This window comes from Rhodohalobacter sulfatireducens (assembly GCF_022012475.1).
Taxonomy (GTDB): Bacteria; Bacteroidota; Rhodothermia; order Balneolales; family Balneolaceae; genus Rhodohalobacter; species Rhodohalobacter sulfatireducens.
Map to the genome: position 1 here is coordinate 163,586 of NZ_JAKLWS010000003.1, position 15,115 is coordinate 178,700.

Genomic DNA, 15,115 nt, shown 5'->3' on the forward strand with positions numbered 1-15,115 from the left:
AAATGAGTTCTTTCAACGGATCTTCCAAAAGGTTATTAATCTACACACATTACAACGCTCAAGGTTTACTCTCTTCATATGTGCTTTTCACCTTAAAGAAAATGAACCCGTTTTATCAACGAGTGATTTTTGTTTCCAACAGTCCAATTCGTTCTGAACACAGAGATGAGTTATCTGAAGTAACTGATAAGATAATCCAACGAGAGAACAAAGGATTCGATTTTGCAGCATGGAGAGATGCAATTTATCAAGAGGGATGGAATAAAATTGAGCAGTATGACTATTTAACGCTGATGAATGATACCTGTTTTGGGCCAATATATGATTTGGCACCCGTGTTCAAAAAGATGGAAAATAAAGAGGCTGATTTTTGGGGTATAACCGAGCACACAGATTTCAAAACGGGTTTTATGGGTTTAGGACATAACATCAAGGCTCACCTGCAGAGCTATTTTATGTCATTTAATCAACAGGTTCTGCAAAATAAAGCATTCCACGATTTTTGGAACAAAGTGAAGGATCAAAAGAAAGTAGATCATGTTATACACAAGTACGAGATTGGAATAAGTAATAAGCTGTTGAACGAAGGGTTTTTATTTGAGTCTTACTTGCCTCCGGAGACTTTTAAAGAGGATAAAAATAATGAGATAGCGTTTTTTCACCCGCAACAACTAATCAAAAAAAAGGCGCCTTTTTTGAAGGTTAAAAGTTTCCTGTTTTTTCCGCATTCCAAATATTTAAAAAAAATATTACAGCGCCGCTCAGAATATGATTACAATCTTATAGAGGAACATATTACTCAAACCTTTACGCCAAATAAGGCGCTCTCCGTACTGGATAAAAATTATGTCTTGCCGGACGCCTCTATTAAAGATGAAAAAAGTTCTTTGACAATTGCGATGCATCTTCATGCATACTTTACCGACGGATTGGAAAAATATTTTGCGTTACTGGCGGATATAAAAAGCAAGGTAGACCTTTTTATTACGACAGATACAGAATCAAAGAGATCACAAATTCAGAAAATTTTAGACGATTTCGACCTCGGGGATGCCGGTATCAAGTTTATTTTAACGGAGAACAGGGGACGGGATATTTTACCATGGTTAAAAATTTCAGATCAATTAAATGAGTATGATCTCGTCGGTCATTTTCATGTAAAAAAGTCTTCCACGGCTCCCGAATGGGTAGGAAAAGCCTGGACTGATGATTTACTCAAATTTCTTCTTGAAGAAGCGGATTCCATCTTTAAAGAGTTTGAAAAGAATAAAAAACTCGGAATTGCTATTCCCGATATCCCCTACTACTTCAAGAAAACAGATAGTTATTTAATGCTTGATGAAGATAAGGAGCACATCTTTCGGTTATGGGATAGCCTTGAACTGAAAAAAACTCTTGATGAAGAAACCATTGATAAACCGATTATGAGTTACGGGACTATGTTTTGGTATCGACCGGTAGCATTAAAGCCTTTACTAGATTATGAAATGTTTGAAAAGGAGTTCCCGGAGGAACCATTGCCTTTAAAAAATACAATTGCACATAGTTTTGAGGGCATTGCCGTTTACGTGGCATGGAGCCAAAATTACGATTTCAGAGTTGTTTTGCATAGAGATGAAGTGTTCTCCGGTTTTGATGTATATACGAAAACAAAACTCAATAAAATTATTACGAACATTTTCAAAACGAATGCCTGGAGAATCGGACGATTTATTACCTGGATACCCTGGAAAATCAAACGTCTGGTACGTGGTGTGACAAATAACCAAATCGATTTTGAGAATTAGGTCAAAATGGTAAAAATAGAGTCATCTCCAAAGGTTTCAGTTGTTATTCCAAACTACAACCATGCTCCATATTTAGAAAAAAGACTGGATTCAGTTTTCAATCAAACCTACAGAGATTTTGAAGTCATTTTGCTGGATGATGGATCAACAGATAATAGCCTGGAAATTCTAAAAAGTTATTCTGATCATCCAAAGGTGAAACATTTTGTTGTAAGTGAAGAAAAGAATAGTGGTTTGCCATTTAAGCAATGGCAAAAAGGTATCCAACTGGCCAAGGGTGAATATATTTGGATAGCAGAAAGTGATGATTGGGCAGAGGTAGATTTTTTAGAAAAATTAGTTCCTCACCTGGGTGAACATACAGGTATCGCGTTTTGTAAATCTCATACTTTTATCGATAGCACAAAAGAGCTGAGCTCATATTATTTCCCCGAAGATCTATATCCAAAAAGATGGAATGAGAGTACTTATTTTAATGGGAGGGAATTGATCAAACAATATCACTCTAATATTAATACCATTCCGAATGCAAGTGCTTGTGTCTTTCAGAAAAACCTTGCAAAATTTGGTGACGATATTCTATCGATGTTTTTTAGCGGTGATTGGCTCTTTTGGGCTCGGTTAATGAATCAAACGAATGTCTATTTCCTGGCCGAAAAATTAAATTTTTGGAGATTATCCCAGCAAACAACAAGAAAACGAGAAGGAGATTACTGGGTAAATAAGAGGTTTGAAGAGAGCGTTGTGTGTATTAATAAAATTCATGAACTGTTTGGCAGTGGAATGATAAAGTTGCAAAATTATAATTGGTTATTCATGAATTACTACTCTCAAGTGCCAATTTGGCTTTTGCCCTTCCAAAAGAAACCTGAGATTCCTGTAAGTAATTTTCAGTTTAAAATGTACCTGTTCAATTCCAGTTTGATCCAATTTTTTAAAAAAGTGTTAATCCGTATTGGGTTGAAAAACCGCAGGTGAGATGAAAGAAAATCCGGAATTAGATCTTGAAGAATGAAGCTTATTTGATTAGGGATTAATATAGATTATCAAAGAGAAAACCAGAAATTAAAAGGGTTTTTTAAATCTTTAATAATTGATTCCTATAATCAAATTTAAATATATAAAGGTCGATTTTATCGGCACCAATTTTATTTATAATTATACCATTTGTACATTAGAATTAAGAGACTACAGAGTAATCAAATGGTTCCCATATGAGATTGCTGAACTCTTTGTTGGCTCGACTGATAGGAGGGAGTTCGATCTCAGCATCTGAAGTGTTGTAACTTGCAATTATTAAACCATCGCCGCTGAATGACTCGGCTACCGTGTGTTCGGCAAGAATAACAGCACCGGACTCGCGAAGAGTATCCAGGCAATCTGCATGAGTGTTTGGAGATCCAGTAATATATTTATGATGTGTAGAAACAACTATAAAGCGTAGATCGGATTGGCTTCCGGAAGCAGCTATCGAGCGAAGAAATCCAAGTTCCGCACCTTGAACGTCCATATGCAGCATTTCAATGGATTTATGATCTAACTGTTCACGAAGAGCTTGCATATTTAAACACTCAACAGAATCAAAAGACAACTCATCATCAGCTGTATTGGTTTCAGCCGTATGAGGTGGGCTGTACTCTTCACCTACACGTGCATGAATAAATGTAGCCTGCCTGTTATTCAGTGCCATATTTCGCTTTCCTACCTCAAGGTTTTTCATGTTTGGTTCAATACATACTGCTTTGGAGTTTTCAACTGCCCCTAAAAACCAGTTGCTGTAGTAAGCCCAGTAAGAACCTAACTCTACAATTTGAGTGCCGGGCCGTACTTCAGATAACAATGAATGAAACAGTAGCTCCTCCTGGGGTTCATGGTGACCTTTCAGATCAAAGATGATTTTTGTAATCCAATTGCCCTCGTATGCATTAGCTTCAACCAAAGTGCCATCGTGCATTTTTTGAATATAGGTATTGCCCAAACATTGAATTTCTCCGGCACCTGAAACTTTAGGAATTGAATCTGTATCACGACATCCGACTGTAACTGCAACACGTACTTGTTCAGGGGCTGATAATGAAGAGATGTTGAGTCGCGGAATCCGATTATTCCTATTCATTTTGAAACCATTATTTTTTGCCCTTCATTGTAATACCAATGAAAATGTTGTTCAACATGATTAATTAGACTCCCGGCTTGACGAAGATAAGGATGAATTGTATGATCTAATTCGGGTCCTGGATTAAGATGCTCCAATTTTTTTTTGGAGATTGGTATATCAAACTCTTTACAAACATTGAGTAGTGCTTCATTAAGATTTTCAAAAGATAAGAGTCGCGTATTTGCCCAACACTTCCCTCCAACATCAAAAAATTCTCGATATGTGCTAATAGGGTGTTCACCGACAGCCAAAGCCAAAAATTCCGTAAAAGACTTTTCTCTGGCTGTAATGATCAAAGGAGGAAGTTCAGATTCTAAGAAATTGGACCTGTCAGTATTTCGCCAAAAATTATATAATGAGACGAGCATATCAAAAGGATCACGAAGTACACCAATGATTCGAAGATTATCTGCAGGAGACTCAATCTCAAATTTGTTATCGAATACTTTATTAAGAAGACGTTCGTGCCATTCTGGATTGGGTTCTAGATGTTGAATTGACGAATTTACACCATAATGACTTATATTTAAAATCGAGTTTGGATCTTTGAGGATTGAATTTGGTTCTAGATAGACTGCATCTTGAAAAGAAGCTTTGAACCAGGCACTAACCGATGTTCCTGCTGTTTTTGGATAGTGTGCAAAAGCAATCTTATTTTTAGCAGAATACAGCATCGATTAAATTTTATTTAAGATTTGCGTTGCAGTATGTGTCCACGGGGTTGGTGTAAAAACCTCTCGAATTTCAGTCTCTTTCTGCTCTAACCACTCATCATCTTGCAAGCATTTTTGAATTAAATCAAGTAATTCATATACATTGAATGGGTCGAAAAATTCGGGAAGATCTTTGCTAATCTCGGGTATACTTGTGGCATGAGATGCTAAACAAACACGACCATAACCAAGGCTTTCCGCTACAGGTAATCCCCACCCTTCATAACGAGAGGGATAGATCGTAGCTATACAATTGTTGTAATACCAGTCAAGATCTTTATCATTAATATTATTGAGGATGTGAATTCGTTTGTTGACTTCGGGTGTAAACTTAATTTCACGTATTAAATCTTTTACGAATAGGTGTTTAGAACCAACACAAACTAAATCGGGACAGCTTTCCGGATCTCGTGAATTCATTAGATTCCATGCATCGTAAAGTAGACGGTGATTTTTTCGAACATCTATGGTGCATACGCATAGAAAGAAAGGGCGATCCGGTATAAGTTTTGGAGTTAATTCAGGGCCATTGTTTTTGGCAGCAGAATATTTATTCCGACCCTCCATCACATCACCAAGTCGCACTACTTCTAATGGTGGTTTTGCAATGTCAGCTTTTTTGCAGTACCGCTTAATCTCTTTCTTTGAGAATTCTGAGATCGTGAAAATTAGGTCAGATTCACAAAGTAAGGATTGAGCCCAGCTTGAAAAAATCTTTTGCCCATTCTCAAGGACCCATTGAGGTTTTAAAGTGGGAATTAAATCGTAAATCATCCGGACTACTTTCACATCTTGACTTTGAAGTGAGCCAACAGCGGTAGCGTGACCGGTAATGGTCCAGGAAGCACAAAAAGAAAGTAATACATCACTTTCAGAAGATTCATTTCGATTATTATTAGTTCTATTCCCTGGCAGGGAACAAATTCTATTCTCAAATTTTTGTTCTTCTGATTCTGTCTGGTTTCCAGTATTAATTCTTGTGCTTAACCACCTTATCAGATTCTTTGGAATTGACATTCCAGCAGATCCAAAATTCCGTACATTTGTAACTAATTCTCGAGTAATAGGATCTGTGCCCAAAACATCTTTGAGTTTTTCCTTAATCTGATTGGTTTCTGGTTTAATTTCAGGTTCAGAAATTTCCAATTGATTGATATCTGAAATATGAATGTATTGCAAAACGTTTTGGGGTAAGTCATCTAATTCTAATGACTTGAATGAGAACTTTTTTTCATCAAATTTTACAAGCCTTGGATGTACATCTAAGGAATGGAGGCCATTTAAAATTCCAACTACTGTACGTTGAATTCCGGTTAGGTGGGGTAAATGCCAGTGCATCAAGTCAGATACATCATACCATAAAGCCATTATTTTCCTCCTCTAAAATTAGAAATTATTCGTTTACACAACTTTTTAAATATTGAAGGAATAGAGTTCAACTTTTTTGATTCTTTTTTTTGATCATTATTTGGAACTAAAAAATGGTTACTGTTAAGTATAAATCCATCTGTAATATTTGCCGGGTAAGACAATAGCTTCTGTAATTCTGGACTCTCACTTCGGAAATAAAACCGATTAAGGCCATCAAAAAGTCCAAACTCATAGTCATTTTCAAATAATATATTTTCAAAATTTGGCCATGTGGGTATAATCGCATGTGTACTGACTCCCGGTAATTTTGGTTTGATTGCTTCAATAACGATTACCTTTGGTCGAAAAATTTTGAAATCCGTCCCAAGTAATACATCTCGTTCAGCACCCTCTACATCAATTTTAAGAAACTCAACTTCGGAAAGATTAAATTTATCAGCTATTTGAGCCAAAGTTGTAATGGGTAGATTTTTGGTTTTCATCCCAACCTCAAGAGCTTCAAGAATGTCTATGTCAGGTTGTTCTCCATAACCTGAAAGGCCTGTATCTCCAAACTCATGAAATTCTACATGTCCTTCATAAGATCCAATTGCAGTTCTAACATTTTGATCGCGCGGTCGCATTTCTTGAAATAGTTGCCAAAAACGATCAATGGGTTCAATATTTATTCCTGACCAACCCTTGTTATAAAAGTGCTTAGTCACGGAGTCAATCTCAGGATGATATGCCCCAACATCTACATAACGGCCAGAATCCACATTATGAAATACTCGATTCAGAACAACGTCTTCAAAATTTTGGGCATATGATATCATGGGGTTGTCAGGAATTTATGAGTTTTGATTCAATGTTTAGTACATCAGATTATTATAACCTGAATGAATTTTTTAGTGATGATTACTTCTAATAAGCTAAATACCCGGTGATTTCAGATTTATCAAGAGTAAGTTATGAATTGAAATATCACGACATAGCTATGAGATAAGATTTATTGAATCATCACTAACAGGATCATTATGATGAATTTTTGGATATCTGCGGCTAAAATTTCGAATTTGAATATCGGCTACAGGCAAAGCTTTTGGCAACCCTGCAACTGATTTAAAATAGCGAAGTGCATTTAGTACTTTTCGGAACTTAAGCATTTGTTAAATGTACAAGCAAAGTGACTTATGAACAAGCTGCCTACTTTAAGGCTATTATTGAAAATCTGAAGGGTTAGCCAAATGATTTTTTTAAACAATAAAAATACCGATCTGGCATTGTCTCTTTTGAAAACTGTGATCCAAAAAATGAAATTTTAGTTTGATTTATTTATTCAAGCAATAATACATATTTTAAGAAAATTTTAATGAAAGTGCTCACATGGAAAAAGTTTTGATAACAGGAGTCTGTGGATTTGTAGGTCAACATATGACTTCATACTTGTCAGGCAAAGATGAAATTGAAGTTCTTGGAATCGACAAGAAATCAAAATTTGAACATTTTACAGGTGAAGAGCCGGATCTTGAATTTGAATCAGTAGATTTGAATGATTCAAAAAGTGTTCGTGAGATCTTAGAGGAGTTCAAACCAACGATAATTATACATCTTGCGGCGTTATCCAGTGTTGGGAAAAGCTGGAAAGAACCCTCTAAAACGTTCGAAAACAATACCGCACTTCTGTTGAATATTTTGGAGACATTGCGGTTGAGCAAGATTAAAAGTCGGCTGCTGTCGGTCGGATCATCTGAAGAATATGGGATAGCAGAAAAAAGTGAGCTGCCATTAACTGAAAATTGCAGGGTTAAACCTTCCAATCCATATGCAGTAAGCAGTGTTGCCAAACAAAATTTATCTGATGTATATGTTCGCGGTTATGGAATAGATATTGTAAAGACGCGGTCGTTTAATCATTTAGGTCCCGGCCAGGCATCAAACTTTTTTATCCCGTCAATTGCTCATCAATTGGCGAAGATAAAGAAAGGCGATCACAAACCATCAAAATTAGTTGTAGGTGATCTGTCTATCGTTCGAGATTTTATCGACGTAAGAGATGTTGTTAAAGCATATTGGGCTCTCATAAACCGGGGTAAAAAGGGAGTAACATATAACGTGTGCAGCGGGAAAGGTGTAAAGCTTAGAAAGATCGTGAATACACTTATCGAATTGACCGGGCAAAAAGTTGAAATTGAAGTTGATGAATCCAAATTGCGTCCTATTGACAATCCAATTATTATTGGATCAAATAAGAAAATTTTCAACGAAGTAGGTTGGAAGCCCGAAGTATCCCTCCGTAAAAGTTTACAGGATACTCTAAAATACTATCGTAAAACAGTAGAAAAGTAGTTCGGAACCCGAAATAAACTCACTTTCTTTTTCTCGTCAGTTATTCGGAGTTCTTTTAAATTTCAATTTCCCATTGTGCAGTAAGCCATTTTTTGAATGAAAATTTTATACGACCACCAAATATTTACAATGCAACAAGAGGGTGGTATCTCCAGGTATTTTTCTGAATTAATTAGTGAATTGAGTGAGTTTGAAAATATTGAAATTCAAACCTCAATCAAGTACTCAGAAAATAGATACCTATCCAATATTGAGAATAAAGAACTGAGTTCATTTCTACCTAAAAGATATTTTAAAGGAAAGGTAAAACTTCAAAGTTTTTTAAATCGGTACAGTTCAAAACAAACTATTGTTAATTCTACATTTGATCTCTTTCATCCAACGTTTTACGATACCTATTTCCTTTCTAAGATTGGTGAAAAACCAATGGTGGTTACTGTACATGATATGATTCATGAGCGGTTACCACATTATTTTTCCAATGGTTCAAAAATCTCGGATCATAAGAGAGAAGTAATTGAAAGAGCGGATAAAATCATTGCAATATCAAAACATACTAAAGATGATCTTATTGATCTTTTTGGAGTTAATGAGCAAAAGATTGATGTGATTTACCAAGGGAGTTCACTGATTGATGAATATCGAGATACCAATGTAGATTTAGAATGGCTTCCTAAGAAATACATACTTTTTGTAGGAATTCGAAGTGCCTATAAAAACTTTCAGAAGTTTCTTGAATCGGTCTCTCCTCTACTTGTGAAAGATGAGGATCTGCATTTGGTGTGTGTGGGTGGTGGAAAATTTCAAAAATCGGAACAAAGTTTTCTGGCGAGTCATGAACTGGAAGAGAAAGCTATCCAAATTTCTTGCACCGATAGTGAGCTGGCTCATATCTATAAAAACGCCCGGTGTTTTGTTTTTCCCACACTGTATGAGGGTTTTGGTTTACCGATCCTGGAGGCGTTTGCTGCGAATTGTCCCGTTGTTTGCAGTAAATGCGCTTCACTCCCGGAGGTTGCGGGTGATGCCGCCATTTATTTCGATCCAAAAAGTGAGAAGGAAATCCGGGAAGCGGTTAGAAAAGTGGTTTACGATGACGATTTACGAAAAGATCTAATTCAAAAGGGTGTCGAACGGACAGAAAAATTCTCATGGAGAGAAACAGCTCGTCAGACGAAAGAGGTGTATGAATCGCTTCTTTAAATAACTCATGATTCATTGATCAGTTTCTGTTTAAAATTCCGGGCTGATATTCTTTCGTAGATTTTCAAAAATTTGTAAACATATGTTCGCTGACTGAATAGTAAGGATTGGCGGAAAGCACTCGAAGCAAGTTGATCTCTTACTGATTTCCGGTTGATTAACAATTCCATCTTTTCAGCAAGGTGATGATAGCTTTTGGCTTCAATAGATATTCCGCTATTCTTAAGAATCTCTTTGAATACATTGTCTTTATGAAATAAAACGGGAGTTTTACAATACATCGCCTCAAAGGGCGGCATCACAGTGTCTGACATGTTTATAAATGAAATGGCACTTGAGTAAAGAACATGTAGTATATTTGGGTTTATATATCCCGGGATTATAATCTTGGCATATGGAGTTGATATTTTTGTCTTCTTGATTTTTGGTTCAGCACTAGATCCCAGAATGACCAATCGAACGGATGGATCAATCGATTCTTTTTGGATAAATATGTGAAACGAATTTACTATGAAAGAGAGGTTTCTTGCAGATTCTTGATCAGCGTTGCACAAAAAATAGAGCTGTTCCTTTATCTGGTATTTGCTGAGGATTTCGTGAGCAATATTGGTATTTAAATTATGATGATATTTCTCTCTGTTCCCCAGTAAATAAAGAGTGCTGATATGCTCTTTTTTAATATCGAATAATTTTAGGACTTCAGACGATAAACCTTGAGAATTTGTAATAATGTGATGAGAATTATTTTCGAAAATACTCTTAACATTAGCTTCATTCTTATTGGGCGAATGTAATTCTTTGAAAGTCTGAGGCTTTCCTGATAGAGTAAGCACCAGTTGATTACTACAACCTGCAATAAGTGGTAATCTATCTTCAAGGGTAAGATGGATAATGTCATATGATGAGAAATTATCTTTGTCCGCAAAAAAATCATTTTTCAAAGGAGCTTTTAATTCTCTTATAGTCTTATTTTTCTCCAATCGCGGGATTGTAATAAGAGTAGATTTGGATTCAATGAATTGACGAACCTTTTGTGAAAGGCTCAAACTTTTCTTTTGGACTTGCTTGATTAAAGAATAGAGATAACTGAGTTTATTAGTTCGTAATAGTTTATAGAGTGTTTCGCTTATAAATTTGAAAAAGGCACTTTTAGATTGAATTTTTGCAGGAAAGGGTGATTTCTTGGGTGAGAAAATGCCTATTGACTCCAATAGCTTTAGGTTTGAAACTTCACCAAGAGGATAAATTTTGTTTTTAAATAGCAGGTCAAATTGAAAATTCGAATACCCAAATTTCTGATGATCCAACAAGCCAACGATTAGATTCCGGAGGTTTTCTTTTACAGGCGTGTTTTTTTTTGTTAAAAGTAAAGTACAATCAATTAGAATGCTCTTTTTTTCATTCCTTGATGAGATCTGATTGGACTGAATTTCTGAGACACCCATTTTATCAATTACGGCCGAATCAAGAAGTTGGTTTTGAGGAATGGTTGCATTTTTTTCAGAATAACCAAGCCTTTCCATTGTATCTTTGTGAAAATGCCAAAAAAGATCTAACTGATCCGTGGTCATCTCCTCCCTCCATGATCCAGATTTTCCTTTCCTGAAAAACTTTTGACTCTTCTTTCCGCCATATTTAGGATCGCCAAATTTCATCTCTTTAAACGTGGGCAAATTATCCCAATTGGGTTCAGGAAGATCTATCAAACATTCCACACGTTTAAAAACACGTTTAGGATCTTGGGCTAGATCTTCATACCTAATAACAAGGGTTGCTCTGTCCAACCATTCAGTAACATTTATTGACCATCCTCCAAAATGGCTTCCACCGTCTGCTACGATGGCTTCATAAAGATTCATATTAAAATCAGATCCGGGCTGTACAATGTCTGATCTGTGATGTGCCATGGAAAGAAGTGAATCTCGCCCGTCTCGTACCAGGTAAATTGCAGGAATCGCGGGATCATTAGGGAGGATTTCAAAGGGCCGCAGGTGTGTTTTGACAAAATCATACGTATCGTAATCGCTATTAACAGATTTGTTCAGTTCTTTGTGCCAAGAACTGGATTCAACTCCATAGACGTAATAAAGTATATTTCTAAAAAATGTGTTTCCCGATCTTGGAAATGAAGCTAACCAGCATTTCATATATTCGATGAATTATTATAGAATTGCGAATTAGGCAAATATTGATGGTTGCATAGATTGTATCAAAATACAATTTCCAGTTATTATATATCTAAAGATTAACAACGAATAAAAAATACCCAGATAACTTTATATATATGGTTATGGATATTTTAAAAGGAATTCATCAAAAATTACTCGGCCGAAAAGAAATAAGGGAAAAACCCAAGGTATTTATATTCAATGAAGCTGTGAATTTTGAAAAAAAGTGCATTTTTATAGCCATTCCAAGGACCGGGTCAACAACTGTCAGATCGCAAATTAAACAAGAAGGGAATCCCTTCATTGAGAGTTCTCATTTAAATATTAAACAGGTAAGAGATGGCCTATATGTCTATTTTTTAAAACGGAGTTTGGGGAATAATATAAGTTTTCCCTCTCAGAAAGTACCCAGTGATACAGAAATTCGAGAAAAAGTTTCCAATATTTTTAAGAGTTATTTTAAGTTTTCTGCTGTAAGAAATCCATGGTCGAGGGCTGTGTCTCTTTACTACAGAAAGAGGAATATTGATATAAGAGAACAGATGTCGTTTGAAGAATTTTGCTCTCATCATCTATTTGCCAGTGATACTTGTCGCCATCCTACTCTTCATAGAAATCAAATAGATTGGCTTACCGATGAAAACGATCAATGTATAATGGACTATGTATATAAGTTAGAAGAGTATAAGATTGCAATTAAAGAAATTGAAGAGCGAACAGATGGCAGGGTGAAACTTCAAAATTTGAAACTAAACGTTAATCCAAATTCATCCTCACATAGATATCAAGATTTTTACAATTATAAAACGAAAAAAATGATTGAAGCGAGGTTTGAAAAAGATATCGATACCTTTAAATACACTTTCTAAGTTTTATATTACAAGAAATTACACTGCTTTATAGTGCAAGTATAATGTCATCTATGTGATTTTTTGGAGTAAATAAAGAGTTCATGCGGATTTATGCCTCCTCAGCTGCCGGGCTTTGTTGTAGAGTAGAATGTCTTGATGATTTAAGCTTTTTAATTGTTCAATATCACTACTGGAAATTGTGATATCAGATGTTTCAACTACGCTATTTTTGTTTTCAACCGGGATAGATTCAATTTCTAAATTCAAGGATAAGAACAGTTCTTGTATATCATTTTCTAAAGTTTCGAAAATTCCAATAAAGTATAAGTCTTCCAGGTTAACACCTTTTAAAATTTTTGTCATTCGATTTATACTACCCGGCCGCCTCGCATATGTCATTAATGGTTCATGAACTCTCTGAAGTTGCTTCTTCTTAGCTTTTCCGGTTAATATTCTTTTTCTAAAGAATTTAAAGTTAGAAATCACTCGATCTACCGGATCACGCAAAAATGTAACAAGTTTAACATTCGGATTTTGTTTCAGTACCAAACTTAAATCCCTATAACTACAGTGACCGATTAAGACTTTAGTAGATGGTTGTATCATCTCTGATAGTATAGAAGCAGGCTCCTTGTCAGGATACTTTTTAAAAATGTTCTTTTTGAACTTAATAATTTCGTCAGGGCTGTAATTTCTCTTGAGCAATTTAAAAATTGTTGTCCCGGCTGTTTTAGGAATGTGTATAAAAATAATCTCGAGCAAACTATAGGATAGGTTTATTTCTTAAAATCAGGGCCTGCTTATACAGGTCCATGTCCCTTTTATTTAGTGCTGCAATATCATCCAAAATCGATTCAGAATAAATTCTATTTTTTGAAGCCGTTTTATTTTGGTATATGGGTTTTGGTGTTTCCGGCCAATCTAAAACATCGGCCACTTTCACCAAGTCCTCTTCGAAATACTCCGTGATCCCTACAAAATCAAATTCCTCAAGATTTATTCCTTCCAGAAATTTACTTTGCCTGTTTTGATTAATCTCATTTTGGGCAAACTCAAGCAGGCTGCGTTTCATTTTACTTAAAATATTAATGCCTTTTCCTTCTTCATTTAAGAATTTCTTCAGCTGAGAATCCAGATAGTAATAATTTGAGAGAACTCTTTGAACCGGATCCCTGACCCATGTGATTTTTTGAATGTTTTCAGGTAAATCGAACCTTTTCTTAAGCTCTATATATCGAAAATGACCATGAAGAACTTTAGCCGATGGCAAATCTGAAGATGAATATGGTTGCTGATTTAATTTTACGCCTTTCTTATTAATATCAAATCGTACTACGAGCGTATCTCCATACACTGATTTAAGAATATTCCTAAATGACGTTCCCGCCGTTTTTGGAATATGCAGGGATATTAATTCGGGTGTATAGATCTTTTTTCTAAAAAACATAATTTACATTCTGATGGTGCAAAAAGTTATTTATGTAGATATTGAATAATAATAACTTCACGACTTATTAAATAACGTCGGTTCGATAGAAATTTACTGAAAATCGTTATTTTGATCCCGCCTGTATCAAGATTTCGGAGGGCAGGTACAGTATTGATCCTGTTTTGGTCAAAGCGGTGTTAAAAAAAAGGCTTCGATTTCCAAAGTGGTTTTGTTCAGGCTATTTCGAGGTAAAAGCATCCTCGAAATTACAACAAAATGATTCCTTCGGGCCGCTCAAAGTCAAGTATGCATCATCAGATTCAACTTTATCTGGAAATAACGTTAAATACTTAACCTGGTAGTCAAAAAATGAAAGTAGAAAAGCAATTAAAACGGGAAAGGTATTTTAAACGACTGAATAAAGGTGATTACAACTACCTTTTCATTCACATTAATAAGAATGCGGGAAGAAGCATCGAACAGTCTTTACAAATTACTAAATTTCATGCCACTGCCTTGGAATACAAAACACAAATAGTTCCAGAAATTTGGGAAACACTATTTACATTTGCTTTTGTTAGAAATCCCTGGGATCGGGCAGTTTCTCTCTACAAATACAGAGTGCTGAGGGGACGGGTGGCAGAAAGTACACCCTTTAAACATTGGTTATTTGAAACATATTCAGACTTAACTAAAAAGCCATATGTGAAAAGAGTTAATGCACCACAGATGAAGTGGTTGGTTGATGAGAGTGGGAAAATAATTGTTGATTTTATCGGCAGATTCGAAAACCTTGAAGAAGACTTTCAAACACTCTGTAATATTATAAATGTTGATACTCAACTCTTACATATTAATAAAACAAAGCATAAGCACTACAGTTACTACTACGATAAGGAATGCTATGAAATAGTATATAACTGGTTTAAAGAAGACATTGATAATTTTAATTACGGGTTTGAAGATATTGCACGTCGCTTATAACGGGTTAAATCTGTATTGTTGCCCTCATCAATAACATTATATTTGAATTACCATCACCTCCGATCTTAACTAAACCATTTATATTGAAGTTGGTTAATAAAAAATATCATGATTACCGGTCTT

Annotated in this window: 13 protein-coding genes; 6 read left to right on the plus strand and 7 right to left on the minus strand. The window is 35.4% G+C overall.

The genetic code is table 11. The features are described 5' to 3' along the window. The first annotated feature begins 2 nt into the window (after positions 1-2). Complete coding sequence (locus L6773_RS04075; RefSeq protein ID WP_237852577.1) at positions 3-1,787, plus strand: rhamnan synthesis F family protein; 1,785 nt, start codon at positions 3-5, stop codon at positions 1,785-1,787. Between the two features lie 6 nt (positions 1,788-1,793). Continuing rightward, complete coding sequence (locus L6773_RS04080; protein ID WP_237852578.1) at positions 1,794-2,765, plus strand: glycosyltransferase family 2 protein; 972 nt, start codon at positions 1,794-1,796, stop codon at positions 2,763-2,765. Between the two features lie 202 nt (positions 2,766-2,967). Here L6773_RS04080 and L6773_RS04085 read toward each other — a convergent pair whose 3' ends face one another. From L6773_RS04085 to L6773_RS04100, 4 genes are read right to left on the minus strand one after another with little or no spacing between them, the layout of a single operon-like run. Continuing rightward, positions 2,968-3,903 (minus strand): FkbM family methyltransferase, encoded by a 936-nt coding sequence (locus L6773_RS04085; RefSeq protein WP_237852579.1) that lies wholly within the window; start codon positions 3,901-3,903, stop codon positions 2,968-2,970. After that, a complete protein-coding gene (locus L6773_RS04090) occupies positions 3,900-4,619 on the minus strand; it encodes a sulfotransferase domain-containing protein (RefSeq protein ID WP_237852580.1) in 720 nt (239 codons plus the stop codon). The genes L6773_RS04085 and L6773_RS04090 overlap by 4 nt, the downstream gene beginning before the upstream one ends. 3 nt (positions 4,620-4,622) lie before the next feature. Then, positions 4,623-6,026, minus strand: coding sequence for a glycosyltransferase family 4 protein (locus L6773_RS04095; protein ID WP_237852581.1), 1,404 nt, complete (start codon positions 6,024-6,026; stop codon positions 4,623-4,625). Continuing rightward, complete coding sequence (locus L6773_RS04100; RefSeq protein ID WP_237852582.1) at positions 6,026-6,787, minus strand: FkbM family methyltransferase; 762 nt, start codon at positions 6,785-6,787, stop codon at positions 6,026-6,028. The genes L6773_RS04095 and L6773_RS04100 overlap by 1 nt, the downstream gene beginning before the upstream one ends. Positions 6,788-7,394: 607 nt before the next feature. Between L6773_RS04100 and L6773_RS04105 the strand changes: the two genes are divergently transcribed. Continuing rightward, positions 7,395-8,357: a GDP-mannose 4,6-dehydratase gene (locus tag L6773_RS04105; protein ID WP_237852583.1), complete on the plus strand. Its 963-nt coding sequence runs from the start codon at positions 7,395-7,397 to the stop codon at positions 8,355-8,357. Positions 8,358-8,453: 96 nt separating this feature from the next. Then, positions 8,454-9,560 carry a glycosyltransferase family 4 protein gene (locus L6773_RS04110; protein WP_237852584.1) on the plus strand — a complete coding sequence of 369 codons (1,107 nt, stop codon included), beginning with the start codon at positions 8,454-8,456 and terminating at the stop codon, positions 9,558-9,560. A 5-nt stretch (positions 9,561-9,565) separates the two neighbouring features. On the opposite strand, the gene L6773_RS04115 is transcribed toward L6773_RS04110, so the two are convergent. Continuing rightward, the gene (locus tag L6773_RS04115) at positions 9,566-11,707 is read right to left on the minus strand and encodes a sulfotransferase domain-containing protein (protein WP_237852585.1); all 2,142 of its coding nucleotides are present in this window, start codon (positions 11,705-11,707) and stop codon (positions 9,566-9,568) included. Positions 11,708-11,850: 143 nt separating this feature from the next. Here L6773_RS04115 and L6773_RS04120 point away from each other — a divergent pair, with 143 nt between their 5' ends. After that, entirely contained in the window at positions 11,851-12,597 is a 747-nt protein-coding gene (locus L6773_RS04120) for a sulfotransferase family 2 domain-containing protein (RefSeq protein ID WP_237852586.1), read from the plus strand. An 81-nt stretch (positions 12,598-12,678) separates the two neighbouring features. Here the strand turns inward: L6773_RS04120 and L6773_RS04125 are convergent, their stop codons facing one another. Beyond that, positions 12,679-13,341 carry a sulfotransferase family 2 domain-containing protein gene (locus L6773_RS04125; RefSeq protein WP_237852587.1) on the minus strand — a complete coding sequence of 221 codons (663 nt, stop codon included), beginning with the start codon at positions 13,339-13,341 and terminating at the stop codon, positions 12,679-12,681. A 1-nt stretch (position 13,342) separates the two neighbouring features. Then, on the minus strand, positions 13,343-14,026 hold the full coding sequence (locus tag L6773_RS04130; protein ID WP_237852588.1) for a sulfotransferase family 2 domain-containing protein: 684 nt from the start codon (positions 14,024-14,026) through the stop codon (positions 13,343-13,345). Positions 14,027-14,377: 351 nt separating this feature from the next. Here L6773_RS04130 and L6773_RS04135 point away from each other — a divergent pair, with 351 nt between their 5' ends. Then, complete coding sequence (locus L6773_RS04135; protein ID WP_237852589.1) at positions 14,378-14,992, plus strand: sulfotransferase family 2 domain-containing protein; 615 nt, start codon at positions 14,378-14,380, stop codon at positions 14,990-14,992. The last annotated feature ends 123 nt before the right edge of the window (positions 14,993-15,115 follow it).